The 23,961-nt window shown below is 49.5% G+C and carries 17 protein-coding genes; 1 reads left to right on the forward strand and 16 read right to left on the reverse strand.

Going from position 1 to position 23,961, the window contains the following annotated elements; genetic code table 11:
• Positions 1 to 80: 80 nt before the first annotated feature.
• Entirely contained in the window at positions 81 to 332 is a 252-nt protein-coding gene (locus NSS66_RS06135; RefSeq protein WP_028543225.1) for a GH32 C-terminal domain-containing protein, read from the reverse strand.
• 438 nt (positions 333 to 770) lie between these two features.
• Here NSS66_RS06135 and NSS66_RS06140 point away from each other — a divergent pair, with 438 nt between their 5' ends.
• Positions 771 to 1,820, forward strand: a complete 1,050-nt coding sequence (locus NSS66_RS06140; RefSeq protein ID WP_023987266.1) for a substrate-binding domain-containing protein — start codon at positions 771 to 773, stop codon at positions 1,818 to 1,820.
• A gap of 332 nt (positions 1,821 to 2,152) precedes the next feature.
• On the opposite strand, the gene NSS66_RS06145 is transcribed toward NSS66_RS06140, so the two are convergent.
• The 15 genes from NSS66_RS06145 to NSS66_RS06215 all read right to left on the reverse strand — a co-directional run bounded on the left by NSS66_RS06145 (position 2,153) and on the right by NSS66_RS06215 (position 23,901).
• Positions 2,153 to 4,645 carry a rhamnogalacturonan lyase gene (locus NSS66_RS06145; protein WP_028543226.1) on the reverse strand — a complete coding sequence of 831 codons (2,493 nt, stop codon included), beginning with the start codon at positions 4,643 to 4,645 and terminating at the stop codon, positions 2,153 to 2,155.
• 236 nt (positions 4,646 to 4,881) lie between these two features.
• Positions 4,882 to 6,300 carry a YfcC family protein gene (locus tag NSS66_RS06150; RefSeq protein WP_340958574.1) on the reverse strand — a complete coding sequence of 473 codons (1,419 nt, stop codon included), beginning with the start codon at positions 6,298 to 6,300 and terminating at the stop codon, positions 4,882 to 4,884.
• The gene (locus tag NSS66_RS06155; RefSeq protein WP_340958602.1) at positions 6,297 to 7,517 is read right to left on the reverse strand and encodes a M20 family metallopeptidase; all 1,221 of its coding nucleotides are present in this window, start codon (positions 7,515 to 7,517) and stop codon (positions 6,297 to 6,299) included. Before NSS66_RS06155 ends, NSS66_RS06150 begins: the two co-directional genes overlap by 4 nt.
• Before the next feature lie 195 nt (positions 7,518 to 7,712).
• The gene (locus tag NSS66_RS06160) at positions 7,713 to 8,600 is read right to left on the reverse strand and encodes a LysR family transcriptional regulator (protein ID WP_048481493.1); all 888 of its coding nucleotides are present in this window, start codon (positions 8,598 to 8,600) and stop codon (positions 7,713 to 7,715) included.
• 194 nt (positions 8,601 to 8,794) lie between these two features.
• Complete coding sequence (locus NSS66_RS06165) at positions 8,795 to 12,085, reverse strand: DUF5704 domain-containing protein (protein ID WP_340958575.1); 3,291 nt, start codon at positions 12,083 to 12,085, stop codon at positions 8,795 to 8,797.
• A 7-nt stretch (positions 12,086 to 12,092) separates the two neighbouring features.
• The gene (locus NSS66_RS06170; RefSeq protein WP_340958576.1) at positions 12,093 to 13,037 is read right to left on the reverse strand and encodes a copper amine oxidase N-terminal domain-containing protein; all 945 of its coding nucleotides are present in this window, start codon (positions 13,035 to 13,037) and stop codon (positions 12,093 to 12,095) included.
• Positions 13,038 to 13,474: 437 nt separating this feature from the next.
• Positions 13,475 to 15,775 (reverse strand): glycoside hydrolase family 127 protein, encoded by a 2,301-nt coding sequence (locus NSS66_RS06175; protein ID WP_340958603.1) that lies wholly within the window; start codon positions 15,773 to 15,775, stop codon positions 13,475 to 13,477.
• Positions 15,776 to 15,861: 86 nt separating this feature from the next.
• Positions 15,862 to 17,085, reverse strand: a complete 1,224-nt coding sequence (locus NSS66_RS06180) for an NAD(P)/FAD-dependent oxidoreductase (protein WP_340958577.1) — start codon at positions 17,083 to 17,085, stop codon at positions 15,862 to 15,864.
• Positions 17,082 to 17,417 (reverse strand): (2Fe-2S)-binding protein, encoded by a 336-nt coding sequence (locus NSS66_RS06185; RefSeq protein WP_028543232.1) that lies wholly within the window; start codon positions 17,415 to 17,417, stop codon positions 17,082 to 17,084. Before NSS66_RS06185 ends, NSS66_RS06180 begins: the two co-directional genes overlap by 4 nt.
• A complete protein-coding gene (locus NSS66_RS06190) occupies positions 17,414 to 17,728 on the reverse strand; it encodes a (2Fe-2S)-binding protein (protein ID WP_068938458.1) in 315 nt (104 codons plus the stop codon). Before NSS66_RS06190 ends, NSS66_RS06185 begins: the two co-directional genes overlap by 4 nt.
• On the reverse strand, positions 17,721 to 19,157 hold the full coding sequence (locus tag NSS66_RS06195) for an aldehyde dehydrogenase family protein (protein ID WP_076264461.1): 1,437 nt from the start codon (positions 19,155 to 19,157) through the stop codon (positions 17,721 to 17,723). The genes NSS66_RS06190 and NSS66_RS06195 overlap by 8 nt, the downstream gene beginning before the upstream one ends.
• Positions 19,158 to 19,172: 15 nt before the next feature.
• Positions 19,173 to 20,060 (reverse strand): dihydrodipicolinate synthase family protein, encoded by an 888-nt coding sequence (locus tag NSS66_RS06200; RefSeq protein ID WP_028543234.1) that lies wholly within the window; start codon positions 20,058 to 20,060, stop codon positions 19,173 to 19,175.
• Positions 20,061 to 20,123: 63 nt separating this feature from the next.
• On the reverse strand, positions 20,124 to 21,125 hold the full coding sequence (locus NSS66_RS06205) for a proline racemase family protein (protein ID WP_340958578.1): 1,002 nt from the start codon (positions 21,123 to 21,125) through the stop codon (positions 20,124 to 20,126).
• Positions 21,122 to 22,330: an NAD(P)/FAD-dependent oxidoreductase gene (locus NSS66_RS06210; RefSeq protein WP_340958579.1), complete on the reverse strand. Its 1,209-nt coding sequence runs from the start codon at positions 22,328 to 22,330 to the stop codon at positions 21,122 to 21,124. The genes NSS66_RS06205 and NSS66_RS06210 overlap by 4 nt, the downstream gene beginning before the upstream one ends.
• 47 nt (positions 22,331 to 22,377) lie before the next feature.
• Positions 22,378 to 23,901: an Ig domain-containing protein gene (locus NSS66_RS06215; protein WP_340958580.1), complete on the reverse strand. Its 1,524-nt coding sequence runs from the start codon at positions 23,899 to 23,901 to the stop codon at positions 22,378 to 22,380.
• Positions 23,902 to 23,961: the final 60 nt, after the last annotated feature.

The raw sequence follows: 23,961 nt of genomic DNA on the forward strand, positions 1-23,961 counted from the left end.
CCTTCTAGTACGGATCAACACCGCGCATCCACTACAAAATAATTGGAAAATCCGCTGTTTAGATCTTCATGGAGAACGTCTCATTTCAACGGCGAACGATCCACATAGATATGAATGTCCAATCGGTTTTCTACTGTTTCCAGTGAGGCTGCGTGTCTTCCCGCAAAGTCTTCATGGAAATCCGAACAGCCTGACCGTGTCCGGTCTACATATACTTCCTGCGTATCGGAAGCATAACCGACGAGCATCTCCTGTTTTTCTGATACTCGCAATTCCCCCAATCTGTAATAAATCGCCTGTACAACAAATTTGAAAAGGCTTACATTTTTCATCTTCAATTTACCAAATCGAAATGTCATTCGTCAATGTTTTTTGTAAAAAAATAATTGACATTTGACTAAATATAGCATTAATAAATTATGCTTCTGTAAGAAGAAATGATAACCGATATAGTATATAATCCAACTTTAAAAGTTAACCATAAACAATGACCGCTTTACTTATACAGCATGGATCTGTCCTCTCTGTTTCCCATGCGCACTTTTTTTGTCCAGCTTATATAAGATTGGATTTAAATTTATTTGTCGATCCGATGGAGATAAATATAAGTTACCAAACAAGATTTACAAATGTAAATATTATTTGTTCGTTTGTAATGCAAACATTGCTATTTCATGCGAACTATTATACATTTAAGGTCTAAACGGAGAGCTGTAAGAGGCAACTGTACCTCTCAGGCAATCCATTATTAGTGAAGGTGGAACCTGTCTATGAAGAAAGAAAAAGTCACCATTCAAGACATTGCTGACGCTTTGGGAATCTCTCGAAATACCGCGTCCAAAGCGATTAACGGTAATGATAGCATCCCGGTTGATACTCGGAACAAGGTCATTAAAAAAGCGATAGAACTTAAATATAAGCAATTTGCCTATGTGGAAACGGAGAGCATCATCCCGAAAAATCAAGGTAACATTGCCCTGGTCACATGTAATCTGCCGAACAGCTCACATTTTGGCTCCTTACTCATCAGTGGTTTGGAGAAAAGAATAAGCGCAGAAGGGTATAATCTGTCGATTCATATTGTGCGGGAAAATGAAATCCATGCAGGAACGCTTCCTAATAATTTTGAAGCTTCCAAGGTGGATGGAATTATTTGTATTGAAATGTTTGATCCACAATATAGTGAGCTTATTACGGATTTGGGACTGCCCACGATCTTTATTGATTGTTCTGTGGACATTTCTTATCCTGATTTGAAAGCGGATTTATTGCTGATGGAAAATGAACATAGCGTTTATTCTGTCACCAAAAGCCTGATTCATCGTGGATTTACGCGGATCGGGTTTGCTGGGGATTATAAGCATTGCAAAAGCTTCAACGAGCGGTGGGTTGGATATAACAGAGCTTTAATCGAAGCAGGTCTACATGTGGATTTATCTTGCTGTATCGTCGATCAGGACCGGAATTTTTTCTCCGAGTCGGATTGGATGGATAAACAATTGGAAGGCATGAACGTGCTACCGTCTGCGTTCGTGTGCGCCAATGATTTTATTGCCGTCAGTGTCATGAAAGCGCTCAAAAATAAAAACTTGAAAATTCCTGACGATATTGCTGTGTTTGGGTTTGATAACGCTCCTGAATCCCGGATTGTGGAACCTCATTTATCCACCGTGCATATCTACAACAACGAAATGGGCATTACGGCGGCTGAGATGCTATTGGCGCGGGTCAAAAATCCTTCTAGACCTTATCAGATCACGCATATCAGAACAGAGCCGATATTTAGAGAATCCACTCCAGTGTTACAAATAGAAAAGTAAAAAGATGTTCTGACGACGCTCCGCGAACGGAACGTTGCTCCAATCGCTGTTGTATCCGGATTTTATTTAATGGCTTAGTGGTAAAAATCCGGATACAAAGGCGACCGCTGACGCTTTTTCTCAATCGTTCCGTCCTCTCCGCTACTTTCAGCGTTTCCCTCACTATTAAGGCTTTTCTAACCATCAATACAGACCTTGGATAGAGCTACCTCTACTGTGAAAGCTCTAAGAAAGCAAAGAGGCAAACCCCTAAATCATCCAGAGGCTTGCCTTTTTCTAAATCCATTAACTAATTTATACGCCGAAATAGATCTTAGTCTTCAGCTATTGGTTTATAAATCCTCTGCTGGAACTACTGGAACTACTGGCTCTCCCTCTATTTCCTTCGCATCTATTTCCGCCCCATCGATTTTCGTTTCATCGACTTCTTTTTCATCTACCTCCGCTGTCTTTGCCTCATCCACCTCATCACTGCTCTCTTCCTCCATCAAGGCTTTTGGCGTGTAGAGCTTGGGAATCGGTACATTCGCCCAATCCATATCGGACGCAAAGTAAAAGCTCGTATAGGAAGGTTGGTTATACCCGGTATTTTGACGCGCCACATCCGTGCGATATTGCGGATCATGCATCAACGTGTACAATTTATGCGTCGTAGGCTCTGTGCTCAGATAGATACGGATTGCCGAGCTATCCGCTGTGCGGACGAGCATTTCCTCCCGCCAATCTCCGAAAATGTCGGCTACCAGCGATGGAGTTCCTTTCGTATAGTTGTTCGTTTTGGTTCCAGTGGCGGTCATCAATGTACCTCGTTTCCAATCCTCAATGGTTGGGGTTACATCAATTGCACCGTTTACGATTTGTGTGGTCATATCAGCTGCCCATTTGATACTCATATTGGTACCTGGCATCTTCGTATCCAGCTGTTTACCCGCTGCGGTCCACAGGCCTATGGCCCACGTCTCCAGACCTCGCTGATCCGGATCTATGTCACCGACCATTCCCCGACCTGTATCCTTGCCGGAATATGCGCCGTAAATGATTTCACCCGTTTTGGCATCCCGCAAAGAATAGCCATATGGAGCGTAGGTGCCACCTTCATGTACCATAAAGATTTCTTTGCCGGGGCGATCCGGGTCAATATCGGTCACATGCAGCGCATCGCCATGTCCCAATCTGGCGGTTTGACCTGGAGTTGCGCTTTCAGGAGGCATGACATCAAATGAGCTGTACAACAGGCTGCCATCATGGTCAATCGTGGCGGAACCGTATACGATTTCGTCCTTGCCGTCACCGTCCACATCCACCACGCTCAAAGAATGCGCTCCCTGTGTGGTCAAGGTGCCAAATTTCGGGTCCGTTCCATCACGCCCGTGCGGACTATCGTTAAATGGATTGGTCATCGGTGTCCAGCCACTGTCCACCATCCAATGTTTTTGGAGATGGCGACCATCCCATGTGTAGGTGGCCAAAGTGGAACGCGTATAATAGCCGCGTGCGAATACAGCGTACGGCTTGCGTCCGTCCAAGTAAGCCACACCTGCCAGAAAGCGGTCTACACGGTTGGCGGGTTCAATGCGGGCCATGGCGTAATCTCCCCACATGAGGCCATCGTCATGACGCTCCGGCTCATAGCGGATGGTATCCAGCTCAGCTCCCGTTTTCCCTTTGAAAATCGTCAAATACTCCGGTCCATCGACGATGAAGCCCTCGAACTCTCTAAGCTTGTTTTTGTCGCTCCGTGAAGGCGCGTATACGTCCATAAAGTAGTCTGTCAGGCTTTCCGCATCCTTTCGGGATAACGGATAATTGTACTTCGGAGCGATACCAAAGCATTCCTCCAGCGTAGCAGGCCATTGTCCCTTGACCACTTCTTCATGCTTCGTCCAGTTCATAAACATGTTCACCACATGCTCATAATAATCCGAGCGACTCAAACGGTAATCGTCCTCATGTGTAATCCCTGCTTTGCGATCCTCACGTGGAAGAGTAATATACTTTTCTTTTTTCGGCTTGCCCTTCTTATCAAAAGAAATCGTTTTGGTCCCTGGAGCCGTTTTGAACATCAGCTCGGCTTTACCATCGCCGTCAAAATCGTACACCATCATTTGTGTATAATGCGCACCTGATCGAATATTCACGCCCAGATCGATCCGATACAACAGCTTGCCTTCGGCCGTATACGCATCGACATACGTATTTCCGGTATACCCCTTCTGAGATACATCTTTGGAGTTCGACGGGTCCCATTTTACAAAAAATTCATATTGTCCGTCTCCATCCACATCCCCCACACTCATATCGTTGGCCGAATAAGTATAGGATTCACCTGCTGGTGTTACGCCATCAGCAGGCTTTTGGAGAGGAAGTTCATAGTAACCCTGTTGCCATGGCTTCACTTTGGCGCTACGATCCTTTTCCCGTCCATTAACGACTGAAGCTACTCTGTATACCGATTTCCCATTCCCTTCCTTATCCACATAGTTGGTACTGTCGGTCACTGTCGCGATCTTCTTACCGTCACGATATACGTTAAAGTCCGCTCCTGTCAGCCCCGTTGAACCGTAACCGTTCACTTCTTGAGCCAATAACCGCCAGCTTAAAAATACCCCCTCCTGCGTTGCCGCAGCTACCAGTCCGCGATCCAGCTTTTCCAGCTGAATGCTGCCGCTACGGTTCTGTTCAACTGCGATTGCTGATTCCGCCTGCAGCGTCGGTTCGGACAAGTCTTCCGCAGCCACTCCTCCAGTCGTCCCCGTCATCGCCAGCATCGCTGCCAACGCGGCGGTCAAGCTTCCCTTTCGCCATGCGCCTTTCCCTTGAGCCATCCAGGTCGTCCTCCTCGAATGTATTGTGATGACAAGCAAATACCTGAAATGATTGCGCTTACATAAATTAAATTCCCTATTATTATAGTTTTGCCGTTCCCCCAAACGCGTTTAAATATCCGAGGATTTCTCTACACAAAACCGTGTTGTTTACTCATTCCAAATAAAACAGCCCTCACCAATCCTGTTAACGGCATACTGAGGACTCAATATATATCTAATTTTCCTTTTATATTTTAGTGATACCCAATAATTTGAGCTACAACCACGAATACTGCACCCAGTACGAACCAAGCGGCCAGTAACGGCCAAAAGAAGCGAACCCATTTCTGATATGGAATACCCGACACCGCCAAACTCCCCATTAAGGCAGAGGAAGTAGGCAAAATCATATTCGAAAATCCATCTCCCAACTGGAATGCAAGGACTGTGGTCTGCCGTGTAATACCCAACAGATCGGACAGCGGCACCATAATGGGCATCGTCGTCGCTGCCATCCCCGAACCGGAGGTAATAAATACATTCATGACATTTTGGAACACATACATACCCAGCACTTGCACGGATTCCGGCAGATGTCCCACCATGATAGCAAGGCTGTTAACGATCGAATCAATCACATTGCCGTGATCCAGCACGACGACGATGGAACGTGCAAAACCAATGATCAGGGCACCATAAGTGATATCTTTGGCCCCTTTGGCAAACTCTGTCGCAATGCGACTTGGCCCATAGCCTGCACAAAAGCCGGAAATGACTCCCATCGAAAGAAACAGGGCAGCCAGTTCCTCCATCCACCAATCTTTTTTGGACACTCCCCAGATTAACATCGCGAAGCTTACTATAACGGTCAAAATGATCAGGATATGCTTAAGCTGTATGGAAGGCAGATTGGATAGATCCACCGGCTTGTCTTCAGCGCTCTTTTCCAATTCGTAAACGAGGCTGCTTTCCGGGCTTTTCTTCACTTTACTGGCATAACGCATAATATATAAGCTCGTAATAACGATCAGGATGACCAACAGGATGGCACGAAGCCACAGCCCTGAAAAAATAGGAATTTGCGCAATCGCCTGTGCCAATCCGACATTAAACGGGTTCAGCAGCCCGGCGGTAAACCCGCAGGAGGCTCCCAGCGAAATCATGGCTGTACCCGTCAACGCATCAAATTTCAACGCCCGGGCGATGGCAATACCAATCGGCACGAATACCATCACCTCAGTGGACATTCCCATGGTAAAACCACCTACGGAAAACAAGGTGATAAACACGGGAATGACCCATAACCCCTTGTTGGAAAAAGACCTCGCAACTCTTCCGGTCACCGCCTCAATTGTGCCCGAGGAAGTAATAATCTGAAAGACACCGCCAATGATTAGAATGAAAAAGACAACATCAGCCGAATCGACTAGACCGGATACGATGGATTTTGGGATGTCCCACAGCGTAACCGGATTCGGATCGACATGAGCGTACGAACCGGGAACGAGCAGCGTTTTGCCGGTCGTTTCATTTTTAACCCGTTCAAACTCTCCAGCGGGAACGACATAAGTCAATATTCCAGCCACTAAGGTCAGGAAAATAAGAATGACAAAGGTGTGCGGCATTTTCAGCCATTTCTTCGGACCGCTCGGTATGGTCGTGTTGCTACTCATTCGGATGCTCCCCCGTTTCTCAACGCTTGCCATTGTTCAAATTCAGTCCGTACCTCTCTCAAAGCCACCGGATCGGTTACCAGATCATAAGCGGTCAGCGCCAGCGCTTTGGCGGCATAATTCATTTCAATCATGCCTTCCTCTGCTCCTGCAAGCCGGGCAAATTCTGGCGTATGCGTGGACGCGTCACCCAATCGGATATAAGGATGAATCGCTGCAGTAATCTGGCTGACATTGCCGATATCCGACGAGCCGATCCCTCCCTGCGCAGGCGGCTCGTGAACCTCCAAACCCAGCTGCTCCAACTTGCTCTGGAACAAAGCCGCCAGCTTCTTGTTGGTATTGCGCTCCGCATAAATAAGCCCCTCGACAATATCCACCGTCGCGCCCATACCTTCTGCCGCCGCACGAACAGCACGATACACCTTGTCCCTCACCTCAGCCAGACCGACGACGGTTTGCGCCCGTAAAATAAACACAGCCTCGCACAGCTCCGGCACGACATTGGGAGCATCCCCGCCTTTGGTAATAATGCCGTGGATACGTACGTCGCTGGTAACGAACTGGCGAACGGAATTAATCGCCACAAAGGCATTGATCATAGCATCCAGCGCGCTAATGCCTTTCTCCGGAGAGGATGCGGCATGAGCCTGCTTGCCATGAAACGTGAAGGTGGCGTCGACGCAGGCCAGTCCCCCGCGTAAAACCATCGTTTTGTTCTGTGGATGCACCATCATCACGGCGTCCACACTGTCAAACACACCGTGCTCGCACATCATGATTTTGCCGCCACCCTCCTCCTCGGCGGGTGTGCCCAATACCACAATACGTCCGGGTAGGTCCGGTATCGCTTCTTTCAGGGCTATGGCTGCTCCGACCGATGCGGTACAGATCAGATTGTGACCGCAGGCATGTCCGATCACCGGAAGTGCGTCATACTCTGCCAGCAAAGCAATTGTCGGTCCGCCGGGCTTCCCTTCCCATTCGGCGCGGAAGGAGGTTTCCAGTCCTGCAATCCCCTTTTCCACAGCAAAACCAGCTTGCTCCAGTGTACTCGTGAGCCATCCCTGAGCCTGATATTCATGAAAGCTCAATTCAGGATGGGTATGTATTGTTCGGGCAAGCTCCCGCAACTCATGATCCTTTGCATCTACAGCCTTCAAAATCTCTTCATGGGATGACGTTCTGCCATTATGTCCGTTCGTTGTTAAATCCATCAATGGAATACCGCCTTTCATTCGCAATAACGAATAATTATACAACCAATATTCAACATTGTATAAGCGAAGACCAGTGAAGTAAATTTAATATTTTTTGGCTTTATCCTTAAAATTATTTTATATATGACATATTTGTCCTTGATATACGCTATTTTTCACCATTAATTACGTATATTCAATGTATTTACAGCCTCAAGACTGGAGCATCCATTCTACAAATCTTTCCACTGCCATAGGACGGCTGGATTTATTTTTATACAACATCCATGTTCTACGCAGGACAGGATCTCCATTTTTACGAATCAAATTAAATGCATACAGTTCATCCTTGGGAGAGATAAATATTTCGGGTACGATTGAATATCCCAGTCCGTGCCGAACCATTTCCTTGCAGGTTTCGTAGCTATCCACCTCCATAGAAACTCGTGGTGCACGGCCTATTCTCTCACTCCACCATGCCTGTACCGATTCGTTGAACGAGGAATACATATGACCGGAAAGTTGCGGCTTCCCCGGGTCCTTATAACGAATCATTGGAAGCTCCGGCAATTGCTCAAGCTCTACAGCTTCTTTGGAGATCACGCAGATATGCTCCTCATGAAGAAGATGCTTTCCCTCAGACCAAGGGTAATCATTGCGGATAACACCCAGATGAATTTCATCCCCGCGCAGCATCTCATAGATTTCCGCACTGAGTCCGCAGGTGACTGAAAATTGCACGTCAGGATAAATATCTTTAAAGCTTTTAAGAATCGGCGGTAGCCGATAATGTCCGTAATAGCTTGAAATCCCCAAGCGCAGCGTACCTTTTACTTCCCCTCTCAGGTGAATGACAGCTTCTTTTAATTCGGTCAGTTCCCTCAAATTCCGTTTGGCATACTCCACCAGTCGTTCCCCTTCCATGGTCAGCTTCGTTCCTCTGTTCCCGCGTACAATGAGAGGTACAGCGAACTCCTTTTCCAATTGGTTCAGACGGTAGGTCAAGGCAGGCTGTGTAATATATAGACGTTCGGCGGCACGTTTCATGCTCTGTTCTTCTGCAATGTAGCACAACATTAAACAATCCTTTTCATCCACCATGATCACTCCTTCAATTCAATCATTCCTTTGTTTAGCCGTTCCTTTGTTCTCCGTAAAAAAAGCCCAGATATATCGGTCTATTATAACGTATGAAAAACTTAGGCATAAAAAAAACGGACAGTGGATTGTTCCATTGTCCGTTTTCGTATTTTTCGCGCTAGTTATGGATTAGGATTCGTCTTGATTACTGCAAGCTAGTGAGGGACAAATGAACTGAAATCGTCCCGACTGGACTGATCCGCATGATAAAATACTACATCCCCATCCTGTAAATGAAAGGTATGCCCGTACGGGTCTTTTATCTCTCGGCGGTAACCCTCCAGTTGCCACTGGTTCAATAGCGGACCATTTATATACTGTAAATGCGGATGCTCGGTGTCCCCCTGACGCAGTGACTCCACATTAAAGTTGACGACGATAAAGCCCGTTTTCTTGAATATATCTGTATGCTCGTTTAGCTCCTGACGGCGACTGACCTCGCGCAAATCCGTGCCTTTGGTGACTGCGTATACATCAGCAGGCAGGCTATATTCACCATACCAGCGCTGAATCGACGCATTAGCGCGATCCACGTTGACCCCATCTGGCAGGTCTGTCTTCGGACCAATCAAGGTACGCACAGCCGCAGGCAGTACCAGCCAGTCGTAACGTCCAATCCAGGTCTTGCTGCGTGCAATACGGTGGGCATACAGGGAAACATAACGTTCCAGTGTCAACTGGCTTTGCTGTGCTTCACTCAGCTCATGCTTGTATTGGTAGGCTGACGTGTCCTGCATTTCCTCCATCGGCACATTGCGTAGCCGTTCATTCAAAATAACATATCGCTTTTCCCGGTCCTCCGCCGATCCCAAACGGATAAATTTTCGACTGCCGGAATGTGTATACAGATCCACCTCTTCCCGCTGTCGCCCATCTTTGCTCACCCAATAGAACGATGGCGTGATGCGAATACCGTCCTTGGCGCTAAACATATTGCCTTTGGTTTTGAGGTCAAACTTGAAATGATAGCCTGTCTTGACCGCCACATTTGCATAACCTTCATATGGGTGACTGCCGGGACGAACGGGCAAGGTGAACGGCTCCGGGTTCCCTCTAGGCAACCCGTCAATATTGCCAAGCCCCGTCCAATAGGACAGGCCACTATGCGTCGGGCTTCCTTTTCGCTGTCGAAATACCCGCTCCCAATGGTAATCAGCAATATCCGTGATATGAAAATCGTACATCCGTCCGATGACCTCAATATTCACCACATCATTGGCAACATGATGGGCGATATCCGTGTTGGCATGGCGCTGTTCGGTGAACCCGTCCGGTGCATTTTCGGCAATGGTACGGAACTCAACTGTATAGTTGCCTTCATCCACCCATACGGGCAAATAAAAGTCTGTGTCGAGCTGCTGCACCGGAATGTCGATCCAGGTACCCCGCGGATAAAATTGTGTCTTCCCTTTGTCGTAGACATCGAACGGAAATCGCACCTGCTTGGTTCGTACATATTTGGCATACTCCCGATCACCATAGCCAGGAATGTTCAAATGTGGGCCTGCTGTCGAGATCGTTACCCGGAAAGGGCGCTCCAAGATAAGCGCGGATCGTCCTTTCGTAGGTTGGGTTTTCTGGTTATGAGCAGCATCGTCCGACACTTTAGACAGATTCACTACGGGAGTGTGGACAGTCACCGTATTAATTCCCTGTATCGGAAACGTTTTATCCGCACCTCCATTGATATTTCCTTTGAGAATAGCGTAAGTGATGTCACCGCTGCTGGGCGTATTGGACTTATTTATCTTATACTTATCAATCACATGATCCGGACTGTACAGCACATCCGGCCCAATCGCTCCGGAAGAGGGTATAACGCCTGGCCTAGGGCCATTCACCTTAACGCGCTCCGGATTCATAATGATCTTGTTTTCAAAGGTTAGAGTGTCGTTTTCCACTTCGATTTCCTTAACAGCCCCCTCTGCCTTGGATTTCAGTGCACTACGGTCATCAGGTACACTCGGCTTGCTGCTGCCACCGTTTTTGCTACGGCTACCGCCATCCACTGTCCCGGGTGCAGGGGGCGGATAAAAATTGCCCTGAGTCGCTGCAATATAGGAAGGGGGTGTATAGGATTGCGGACGCAAAGTGATTGTTTCATTAGGTAACGCATAATTTCGGAGCGTAGCCTCCTTAATTCCGTACACCTCCAAATTATCTATCGTCCAATATGAGTATGGACGGACGATTTGGTAAGTATAGGTTCGCTTCACGGTCTCACTCCGCCGAGATTTTTTCTTAGGCCGCCAGGTCAATCGATATTCCCGTTTTACGTTCACTGTATATGTACACTGGCCTGTCATGTTCACAAACTTATGTTGAAAAAGGTATCTCTTCGCTTGCACATGACCGTATAGGCTTTCAGATGTAGGAATACCTTTGGATACGTCAAATCGTTCCCGACCACGCTGGTCCGCTTTGATAACGGCAGATACTGTCGGGTCCAGTTCGGCAGTTTCCAAGCGCAGACCTGGAACGGGGCGGGAGCAGACAACACCTTTTGTTGGCTGTTCATTATCTTGGCAATCTGAGGGTGCTCCCTCTTGACTTTCTCCAGGCTTAGGACAGCCCTGAGCTTCTTTGTAATACAAATAAGCGGTAAACTGCTCAAAAGAACCGTCATAAGTAAATCCGGGTACAATTCCCGGCAAAATATCTCCGCTTGGCGGTTTACCGGTCGTGCTTTTCTTATAACCCACATACTCATATTTCGGGTTGGTTGGCGGGGTGAAATCATACAGTTGATCAGCTTTTAGTTCATCTTCTAATGGTGTAAATACGTTGTTAAGTGATTTTCCATCAGTTGTAAAATGCTTGACGATTAGACTGCTCTGCAGTTCGATCTTGAACAGGATGGGTTGGTAGATGCGCCAGGCTTCTACTTCCTTTGCACAGGTAGGGCAACTCTCTTCTTTTATATTTTCTGCTTGAACTGCTGCATTTAATCTTATATTCACAGTGATTGGAATGGTAGCTGTATCCGTTCCAATCCCCTTTTTTTGAAAAGGCCGAATATCTGAATCCTGTGTGCCTTTACTCATGTAGTCTTTGTAATCGTCATAAAGATCGGATCGGGATTTTGTAAAATAATTTTTATAATTAGGATTACCTTTGTTAACTTCTGCTACTGGATCATACAATTGTGCGTCAATCTTCTTGATCTTACGACCAGGGAAATTAAATTTGTAAGTGAATTCTGCTTCACCTTGCATGTCCTTGTCAGGCTCCTTGCCACCTGTGACCCAAGTACCTGCGGTATTTTTCCACATGTCGAAGTACATCATGCCAACAAAATAACGGTCGTTCTTATCGGCATAGTAAGACAGCGGTGTAATTTCGTTATCAGCTACCGCCTTGTCGGTAGGAAAAGAAAATGGTGGGAGCTGCAATAAGAGCAGTACCCCCACCAGCAATACGGCCAGAATGCGTTGCGTCTTCTTCATGCTGTTGTTAATTTCCTTTCCACGGATTGACCATCAATGGAATATAACTATCTGCTTGCAAGCGGAATCCAATGTACTCAATATCTTTTAGTTTCAGAGATTTATAGTTTTTTATTCCATGAAAGAGTTCATCAGCAGATGAATAAATCGGGTAATATACCATCTTTGTGCCGTCCCCGTTATCTTGTGTCATTTCTCTCAATGGAGGACGGAGACGTGCATTCTGGTTTTTGGTTATGAAAAAAATGCTACCTGCTGTAGATTTCGTTTTAACTCTCATCTTTAAGTAAGGTACACCCTTCGGACTTGTGTAGGGCTCAACGGAATAAACATCCCGAATCAGCTTAATAGGTAGATCAGACTGCTTAAAGACCATTATTTTATCGTATGGCTGGTCAGTGCTATTATTTAAAAGAGCAGGTATTGAACCGAACGCCTTCTTATACGGCTCAATACTCACCGCCTGATGCCCCGTATCCTCCAGCGCAGCAATTTCCTTCTTTCCAATCCAGACCCAGCGGCTAACTTTATCCCACTCCACCGTTTGCCCCAGGCCTTCACTTACCAACCGCAGCGGCACAAAAGTACGGTTTTGCTTCAAAATAATCTTCGTTTCATACGTTTTGGTCTGCCCATCCACGGTAGCGGTGTTTTGACCCACTGTCATGTTAACAGCATGGGCGTCGTTCTTAATCGACACAGCCAATTGACCGCCTGTTTTCTCCCAGCCTACCTTAGCCCCTAGCGCTTCGGATACAAAACGAATCGGAACCATCACATAATCGTTACTATCCTGAAAAGGTTTAGCATCTGGAAACTGTATTTTTTTCGCGTTTAACAAGACTTCAATCGGTTTGGTGCTGCTTGCTGCCTCCGTCGTTGGAATCGTACTTGTCGCCCCCCATAGCAACGTGACTGCGGTCAAACTCAACATCCATTTTTTCATACTCATCTCTCTATCCCCTTTGTCAGCTTAAACTTTAAACTATGTATATCATCTCTAATCTCATAAACTTATCGCATCCCCACTTTCGGAAAATACTGGATACAACTTATATATTATAGGGTTTCCCTATTACAAAATCTATAAGAAAAACTTCTAATACAAAGCATTCCAAACAAATAGACTCTATTGAGCAATCCCTCCCCCTAAATCATAGAACTGACTCTTTAAAAAAGTTTATATTTCCGCAAAATATCAACAAAAAAGGGCTGCCTCTCCCTATGAAGGAAGAAACAGCCCGTGTGCTTCACGCGCAACAAAACTATGAATATATCAGCTCATACCACCAAATGGATTATTCCAGCATCATCCAATATTTCTTACATCATAAATCATACCGGACTAAAAATCAAACGTTACTTTTCTCTCACGAAACATTTCAAAGATCATTCATGTATACCTGAACTTCCAGCTTGATAGCGTTGCTCATACACGTCCTTGTTGACCATCCTCAGCCCAAACAATCTGCGGATACGCTGTCCCGGCTTGGCCTTGAAGGTCACTGTCGCTTGATCCTTACCCTCCAGATATGCAGCCGGAATAGCAGCATTAACGTTGTAAAACTTATCGGCCTCATCAAAGCCTTCACTAAAATGCTCAAGCGGATGACCGTTAATCAAAATATCAAAACCGCAGTTAGGCATTTCCAGCGTAGCTGTGTAGGTAATGACCAACAGCATCGGAGCAGACGGATCTGTATTCAGATCAAAAGAAAACCAGCCGTCAATTCCCGCATTCCGGTAAGGTCGGTTATTCACATATCCGGTGCGAGTCGAAGCATCTCCCTGGAAGTTATGATCTCGCTCCGGCTGCATTTCTCCGGGTTGGGCAAAATCAATCGTGCACTGCTCCAGAATCGCCAGCTTTTCGCGTGCCGCTGTATATTCCTGTTCCGCCTCCTGCCACGCTTCCTTGGTAAAAATGTCCCAGTATACGGAATACGTACGGTCATGCATTTTATACAGAGGAGATAATTCCACATCCCGGGGATGCCCTGCATTCAAGGTACGAAACGTATTGGTCTTGCCCTCCACGGGCTGAATCCAGGCATCCAGCTTTTCCGTTTGGGGGATGAATACTGGTGTGTACAGGAAATCCTTGGCTTTAGGATCTTCTAAGGGTCCAAGGTCGCCTGCCAGCACCAACGGTCCATACATGATAGCCGCCCGATCCGGGTTATCTGGCATCTGCTCCAGTCTCAGCGACATCGGAATCGTCACCTCTACAACGTCACCGTCAATCCACGTTCTGGCGATGGAGACAAAGCTGCCCGGTTCCGATACAACCGATTGCTCCTTGCCATTTACACGAATGGTAATTCCTTTTTCAGCCCAATATGGATAACGGATGAGCAGCATAAATGAGGCAGGTTGATCGCATTGAATCTCCAGCGTCGTATGATCTGTATCTGGATAGGAAGTATTTTGTTTTAGCGTAACGCCTGTGTCCTTCCATTCCAGCGTGGAGGCAATGAACTGATTGACATATAGCTTATCGTGATCGTGAAAATAAATGCCGCTGCCGTAGCTCGCATGGTTTTCCATTCCTGTGCCGACACAGCACGTAAAATCGTCAAATTTGCTTTCAAAATGCTTGTGCCCGCCCATCGCCAGCGACAGAAAATACGTTACGCCCCCGTGAACCGGGTCCTGCGAAGCCAAAATATGATTGAATAGACCTCGCTCATAAAAGTCCGCTTCCTTGGCGGAAGCATTCCATTGAAACAGATGATTGGTCAGCTTAAGCATGTTATAGGTATTGCACGTCTCCGTCGTATGAGGCCCGATGCGATCATTCAAGCCATCTGGCGCGCCAAAATATTCTCCAAAGCTATTCCCGCCAATGACATACGAATGATGATCCACCACCCGCTCCCAAAAAAACTCCACCGTTGCCCGGCGTTTCGTATCATTGGTCAGCTCATATTCCTTGGCAAGCCCGATCAGCTTCGGAATCTGTGTATTGGCGTGAATGCCCTGCAAACAGTCTTCCTGCGAGCTAAGCGGGTCCAGCACCAGCTTGTGCCAGAAGCATTCAGCCAGCCACAAGTAGCGCTCTTCCCCGGTATCCGCATACAAATCGGCCAATACCTCATTCATGCCTCCATATTCGCAAAACATCATCTGCTGGAGCTGCTCATCGCTCATCGGCTTCATAATTCCTTCGAGCCAGTCCGCCAGCTTGCGCTCTACATCTAATGCCTTATCACAGCCTGTCAAATGATGCGCATCCCGCAGGCCAGCGAATAACTTGTGCAGTGTATACAAGGGTGCCCAGGCACCGTTCAGGTCAAAGCCCTTCGAGCGAATATTTCCAGCAGACACCTCTTCAAAAAGTTCCTTCCCCCCTGGAATACCGGATACATATCCGTCACCATGCGCCGCCTGACAAACGGCTAGTTCATCCGTAATGTAATGTGCAATTTCTTTAAAACGCTCATCGCCCGTTGAAGCATACATCATGGAGCAAGCGGACAAGTAATGTCCCAGTGTATGACCGGAAATAGTCATCGCTTCCCAGCCTTCATACTGAGGCGCTTTGGGCGTAAGTCCGGCATATTCCCGAAAACGCGCCAGCAGGCGGTCTGGTTGAAGCTCCAACAGATAAGATCGGTTCAGCTCCATCGCCTGTTTGAAGGGACCTTCAGCCAATACCACCTCATTCAGTGCGAACGGCCTTGCTTTCATATGGGCTTTTGCTTTAAGAGTCACTTTCCGTTCCTCCTTTAAGGCGAATTTGGGATAAAAAAACGCATATCAAACACAATGAGCCGTTACGCGCCGCTGCCAGAGGTTTGCCCCCACTGCTGGTACAGCTGCGTTCTCGCCTCTGTAATGCCGGGATGAAACTGAATCAGCGCATGCTTGCGTGCAAAATGGACCTCACGGATCGCCTCCTGTACCCGCTGTTCCCCGCCTGCTCCGCCGAGTCCAGCGGCATGGAGCATGGAAGCGGCGGCTAATCGACCTTGGGCCATCGCGACCAGCCCGCTTTCGATGCCGGTAATATTGCCGGCAACGTACAGCCCTTTGAGCGAGGTTTCCATTCGCTCACCATGCAGTGGAACATGCCCGCCTAGCTCAGGGCTGTACACGAACTTGCACCCGGCTACCGCCGCCAGCTCAGCGAGCGGGTACAAGCCGCCGCTCAGCGCCACGAAGTCGGCGGGTTCGACGCGCTCGCTGCCGGGAATAGGCGAGCCGTCCGGTTTAACGTGGATCAGGGTCACAGATTCGACCCGGTCCTGCCCGTTGACGGACAGCACTGCTGTCCGCAACCGGATCGGGATATCCCACAGACGGAAGCCTCTATGGGGATAGCAGCACGCGATGAGTTTCTCCATCCGCATCGCAGCTGCGAGCCTGCCGCCTGCACGCATCCAGGCGGCAGGGGCCAGCCCCGACAGCTGAAGCAGCAGCTTCGCGGAGGCTGTCGGATCTGCCGCCGTACCAGCCAGCGGATTAGCGCACGGCAGTGTAATCGCCGCCACCTTCACTCCGGCGACGGACAACTCGCGGGCAATCGCCATCGACAATACGTTCATGCCCACTATGATGCCTCGCTCTCCTGGCTTAACGTAATGAACGTTGGTCATCACCTGCGCGGCCCCGATGGACATCACGCCCGGCAGCGTCCAGCCATCCAGCGGAACGGGAATTTCAGCAGCTCCAGTCGCCAGCAATACGTAATCCGCAGTGAACAATCCACAGGAAGTGGAAATTTCCCACGTCGTTGTATATTCCATACCATGTACGGAAACGCCGCAGCGAATGTCCACCCCAAGTTCCCTGCAACGGGTAATCAGCTCATCCGAAACGTGTTTTCCAACCCACCAGCCTTGACTGCCTTCCTCATGATATTGCCCGGGCATGCGTCCACCCGGCTCTGTAAACTCATCCAGTACCGTGACTGGCAATCCTTGCTCAGCAGCCGATACCGCTGCGGACAATCCGGCGGGACCCGCCCCAATGACGATGAGATGCGCCATTTCATTCATGTCACAATTCTCCCTGTGATTTCATTCGAAAGTTGCCGTCCGGTTTCCACCACCATACCTTCCTCCAGCTTGGTCAGGCAGGAACGGACGGTACCGAACGGATGAACCGTCAGGCGGCATTCGTTACAATGCCCAATGGCGCAGTATACACCTCTAGCCGTACCGGATTCCTCATGCCTTCTCAGCAAACGGACACCGCTGGCCAGCAGCGTTGCTGCCAATGGCTCTCCGGCCAATCCCTGCATAGGACGACCGTCAAAAATAAAAGATACCTGCCGCCGTTCCGGCTTTGGTCCCAAAATAGGGTGATTTACAATACGCATGCGGCTCATAAGGAACCTCCCTCTGCCAGCTGCCCGAACGTTACGGGACGCACGGGAGGCCTTTGGGATAACAGCTCCGCCTCCCGGCGGGCGGCAGGAACCTGATTGTAAAACCATGACTCCACCAATTGTCGGCATACCCTGCCCTGACATGCCCCCATCGTCACCCGCGTAGCCATTTTAAGCTGGCGCACGGTGTCCACGCCCATGCGGCAGGCCTGCTCCATCTGTGCGATACTCACTTCTTCACAGCGACATACGAGCAAATGACCTGATGCGCTCTCAACCGTCTCACTTCGTCCCGTCGCCCGCTTACTCATAGCTGATCGCGCAGGTTTTAATCGCTGAATAAAAATCCAGCGCCGCCTGGCCCTGTTCCCGGGTATGTGAACTGGATTGCTTCAGACCGCCGAACGGAGCCTGGTATTCGACACCAGCCGTCTCCTGATTAACCCGGACCATACCGGCGTTCGCCTCATCCAGAAACCGGTGAGCCCGCCGCAAATCGCTGGTAAATAGAGAGGCGCTTAATCCATAAATAGAATCATTGCACAGTCGAATCGCATCCTCGAAGTCGTCCGCCTGCATTACCCCCATCACAGGTCCAAAAATCTCCTCCTGGATCAATGGATGGGACGAATCAAGTCCAGTCGCCACCATCGGACGCACATAATATCCGTTATCCGTCCCGGCGGCGGCTCCACCTTCGGCTAAAATATCGGCTTCCCGGCGGGCGAGTGATACATAGGACATGACCTTCTCATACTGACCTGCCGATGCCACAGGTCCAAGATACGCACTGGGGTCAAGCGCCGGAGCGATCTGTATTTTTTCCACCGCTTGGCGTAAGGCTTCCGTGAATGTCTCATAGACAGACTGTTCCACAATCACCCGGCTGGTGGCCGTGCATTTTTGCCCGGCTGAACGGAAAGCTCCGCTAACAATCATCGCCACCGCCTGTGCTACATCCGCGTCCTTCAGCACAATGGCGGCATTTTTACCGCCCATCTCGGTCTGGTACTTCATGTTACGGCGCGCGCATCGCTCGGCAATGCCCAAACCTGTAGCAGTAGAACCCGTGAAGCTGACCGCATCCAGTACCGGATGCTCCAGTAAGGCATCGCCAATACGGTTACCTTGCCCAATGACTAAGTTCAGTACGCCGGGCGGAAGCTGCACCGCCTCGAATAGCTCGGCGACCCGCACTGCAGTTAATGAAGCATGTTCGGCAGGCTTCCAGATGACCGTGTTTCCGCACAAGAGTGCAGGGGCGATTTTCCATAGCGGAATAGCTACCGGAAAATTCCACGGCGTAATGACTGCCGTTACACCCAGCGGAATGCGCTTCGTGTATTGGAGCACCCCCGGCTCATTCGAAGGAATGACTGTACCGATGGATCGTACGCCCTCTGCCGCGTAGTATCGGAGCAGATGGACACCTCGCATGACCTCTCCGCGCATCTCGGTAATCGGCTTGCCCATCTCACGGCTGGCCAGCTCAGCCAATTCAGGTAATGCTGCCTCTAGTAACCCGGCTGCTTTGAACAGATAAACTCCCCGTGCTGCGGGACTTAACGCGGCCCAACCCGCCTGAGCCAGCCGTGCCGCATCCCCGGCCTGTGTAATATCGCCCGTTTCTGAAAAATGGACGACTCCGACCTCCTCCTTCAAGGCCGAAGGATTGTGAACCACCATTTCCTCGCCTGAAGGGTTCTGCCACTCACCGCCGATCCAATTTCGGCTCTCCATCGTCTTCACCTCCATTCAGGATGAAACTTCGCTTGGACGAACCGCCACCTCAAATGCTTCGCGAATGCGGTCATAATCCGCCTGCGGCAGCGCAAGTCTGGGCGGACGTGTCGGACCGACCGGAAATCCAGCCAGCTCCATCATATATTTGATGGACTGTACCAATTGCGGGCTGGCATCATAGTGGAACAGCGGCAGCAGCCTGCGATACAACGCGGACGCTTCCGCCATATTTCCCGCCTGCGCAAGTCGGAACAGCTCTACCCCTTCCTTGGGCAGCGCATTAGGTACCCCCGAAATCCAGCCTGTCGCGCCGAATAATGCCCCCTCCATCGCCAGATTATCTACTCCGACCATGACCTCCAGCTCTGTCTGATCCAAAATAGCGTGAATACGCCGTACATCACCGGAAAATTCCTTGACTGCTACGATATTTTCAATTCGCGACAAGTCCGCAAGAATATCTGGAGTCAAGTCAACCTTGTAATCATGGGGGTTGTTATACGCAATGATCGGCAAGCCCACCTCCGACAATGCTTCATAATGGGCCGTTACTTCGTGAGGCAGTGGATTGTAATTAATGGGCGGCAGTGCCATGACACCCGCTGCCCCGGCATCCTTCGCATGCTGAATCCAATGCACCGCCTGTTTGGTGGACGGAGCCGCCGAGCCGACAACAACCGGGACACGCCCTGCCGCAGCGTCAATTACGGTGTGCACAACCTGCGACCGTTCCTCCGGGGACAAAGCCGCATATTCTCCCAGCGATCCCGTAGGAACCAGTCCGCTAATGCCGCTTGCAATCAGATGCTCGCACAGCTCGGTCAGACGCTTATGGTCTACCTCCAGCTCTGCCGTGAACGGTGTAACTAAGGCCACATATACACCTTCAAAACGTGCCATATGCTTACCAACCCTTTCCCATCTTTATTTTCATATTCAGCATTCGGGATTGATGCAAAATGCTCACATCAGCAAAAAACCTTCTTTAAGCGGGTCCTCGGGGCCCAACACAAATTGATGATGTCCCGTCACCCAAGCCGAGCCTGTAATTTGTGGAATGACTGCCGGATATGGACCTATCTGCGTCTCGCCCACGATTTCAGCCCGAAACATGGAACCTGTGATGCTTTCATGTACAAACGGCTCATTTAAGCCCAGTTTTCCCTTGGCGTGCAGCACCGCTACCTTGGCCGAGGTTCCTGTGCCACAAGGGGAACGATCGATACCTCCCGGTGGGATGACGACGACATTGCGGCAATCGGCCTGTGGAGCCACAGGCTCCCCGTAGAATTCAATATGCGTCAATCCTTGAATAACCGGATTTTCAGGATGTACTACCTCAACAACAGCATTCACTGCCTCCCGAATCTGCACTGCTGTTCGTACAATTTTTGCCCCATTGCTCTGCTCCAGTGCAAGACCGATGGAAGCCGCCTCTACAATGCCGTAAAAGTTGCCTCCATACGCAATATCCAGCGTGACTTGACCGATATCCTCTACCTGGACCTCAACCTCACGGCGGTACACAAAAGAAGGGATGTTCGTGAACGTTACTTGTCGCACCTTGCCCGCATCCACATCCAGCCGCACTTGAACCGGGCCTGCCGGAGTGTCCAGCAATATAGACTTTTTATCCGCAGCAATCAGCCCGCCTTCCATCAGTGCTGTACATACTCCAATCGTATCGTGACCGCACATCGGTAAATAGCCGCCAGTCTCTATAAAAACCACACCGATATCTGCATCTGGATGACAAGGTTCTGTTAAAATGCAGCCCGACATCACCTCATGCCCTCGCGGCTCGAACATCAGCAAACGGCGAAAATCATCATGATGTGCTGCCATATAAGTCATTTTTTCCAGCATCGTATGACCTACCAGCTTAGGCGCGCCGTGAATGACCGTCCGCGTCGGATTGCCTCCCGTATGGGTATCAATGGTAGTAATTCTGCCCGGTACACTCATCCGGTTACCTCCCCGTGAACCTCGTGGCTGGTAAAAGCCTCCCCAAATCGGTCATATCGCAGCGGCTCCACCGGAATACAAGTGGATTCACTGCGTACCATTTCGGTCACCAGCTTACCCGTAACCGCCGCAAGACTAATGCCATCCCCCTCATGACCAGAAGCGATATACAGCCCCGGTACTTCGTCCACTGCCGATACAATTGGCAAATGATCAGGTGTCCATGGACGCAAGCCGGTATACGCCCGCATCAGCGGTATATTGGCTAAAGCAGGGAAAAAGCGAATGGCTCTGCGGGCGATTAAGCGAATCACTTGCTGATCGACACCTGTGTCCATACCGACAAACTGACGGCTGCTGCCGATCAGAATATTTTGGGATGCGGTTGGCTCGAACACCAGCGCTACACCGTATTTTTCATAAAGCTCATCCACACTCCGCTGACCGCCAAACTTGCTCATCAGATAGCCAAACTCCATTACCTTGCGGTTCCCAATGGAAGGCATTCGGGCAGACACCAGTATATGCCCTTTGCGCGGCATGATCGGAAGGTCCAAACCGAGTGAATGACCGATGCTGCGTGTCCACACACCTGTCGCCAATACCACTGCACCTGCATGGATAACGCCATTGGGCGTCTCTACCCCACGGACGTTCCCCCTTTCGTCCTGAAGGATGGACTGTATCGGCATGCGCGGTAATAACTTGGCCCCCATCCGACGCGCGGCCCTGGCCAGTGCATACGTCATCAACACCGGATTTACAGTGGAATCTGTCGCACACTCCAGCCCGCCCGGCAAATCTTTGGCTAAATGCGGCCATTCCTCTCGCAAATCCTGCTGATCCAGCATGCGAAATGGAAGTCCTTCCTGCTCTTGACGGGTTACCCATTGCTCAGCCGCTTGCATCTCCTGATCGTTTTCACAGACCAGAATACTGCCAGGCGCACGATACTCAAACTCATCCTCCAGTTCCCTAGCCAGCTCTGCCACCAGCTCCTGCGATACCAACGACATTCGACTGTCAAACCCGGGCTCTTTATCGATTGCCAATATATTTCCATCACAACGGGACGAAGTGCCTTCAGCAATCTCCCCTCGCTCAGCCAACACGACCTTCATACCAGACTTAGCCGCATAATAAGCAATGGCTGTACCGATGATTCCACCGCCTACAATGACCAGATCCGCGGCATCATATTTCATTCGCTTCCCCTCCCTTCGACCGTTTTAATCTGTTTGAGAGGTATTTTTTACAGCTTAAGCGTAAAGCTTTGTTTCACAGGCTTGCTCAGCTCATCATAATCCCGTAACTGTACGGTGAACGTATACGTCTTGTTGCCTGCTCCGCTGCCTGCTGTTCCGCTAATCGTTCCTGTAAAGCGGTTCAGTGTGAACCCTGCGGGCAGTTGACCGCCTGTCACCGTCCAATCGTAAAACGGAACGCCTCCCTTGGCCTCCAGCTTGGCCGTGTACGCTTTACCTTTGACGGGTGCTGGCAATTCCTTCGTCATGATTTCTGTCGCGAGGAAAGGAGTCAGGTCCTTACGTAGCGGCCAGCCTGCTTTTTCTGCTACCAGCAGCGAAAGCTTCGTGTTCATCCAGCGCCGGGTCGGGAACAGATGGCGCCAGCCTCCATTTTGACCGCTCAATCGGTCGACTTCTGCAAGCTCTCCGGAGAGATGATAGCTGTCGTCCAATGCAGCCGGTCTGTGCTGATAAGCCATAATATCCGGGTCATTGCCCGCCGCTTCCTTCAACGCTTTGACACCCGGGAATGTGTCGCTGAACACAATGGCATGACCGAATTCATGCATGATCAGCCCATGCACATCCGTCACCTTGGACAGATCGGATTGATACCATTCTTCATCGTCCACGGATGTAAATGGAATCGCATCATCATAGAAATCCAGAATCAGACTATAGGAACGGTTCAGGTTCCCCGGGACGGTCACACCGTTACGTGTATGATAATTGCCGTTCGTGGCTGGAAAGCCCGTAGAATAAGGCCCGTTCAGCCCTCTCATAAACACCCACATGCCTTTGTAGGGTTTGTCATTTGTCACCTGTATTTCATTTTGCCAATCGTCTCCTGGCAGATGGTTTACCTCCGCGTTGGCAGGAACCTCATCGAACGGCGCCAGATCAAAGAAATAGAACCAGTCCTTCACCGCCAGCTCTGCGGCTTTTTTGGTAGCTGCATCATTGAAATAAGGCCTGATCGTATCGAATCTGTAGTCAAAATGGAGGGGAACGGTGGGTTCTTTATTATCGTCCTGATCCAGCACGCGAATCGGAATGGACTGAGTAGTCGTGTGACCATCATTTCCAGCAACGGACATAGACAGCGTATAGTTCTCTATTTCACCGTTTCCTCCAATCCGGTCAGGATGGATGGCTAGCCGAAAATCTTTTTCCTCCTGTGCATTGGCAAAAGTCAGCGTTTTGCTTGCACCTTGCGCCGACAACGTACTAGGCAAATCCATCATCAGCCGGGACGTGCCCTGCGCATTTAACGTAACCGTTAACGGAAAAGCGGCATCCGCTGGCGGCTTCACTTTTAGCTTCACATACGGGTTCGCCAGATATCCTTGCCAATCAACCAGATCTATACCATAATCGTTCACCGTCCGACTAAAGATGTCGATGACTTTTACATCCGACTCCGCCTCGGCATAAGCCTGTTGACCCGGAATAGCTGGTGTCAAAGCCACAATGAGAGAAGCCGCCAGCGCAGTCAGCCATATTTTGGTGTGCCTTTTATGCGTGTTCATTTGATCCCCTCCATCTCATTTTTGAATGACTTGCAAACTATGGACAGTTACCTATAACGC

Source organism: Paenibacillus sp. FSL R10-2748, assembly GCF_038005565.1.
Classification (GTDB): Bacteria; Bacillota; Bacilli; order Paenibacillales; family Paenibacillaceae; genus Paenibacillus; species Paenibacillus polymyxa_B.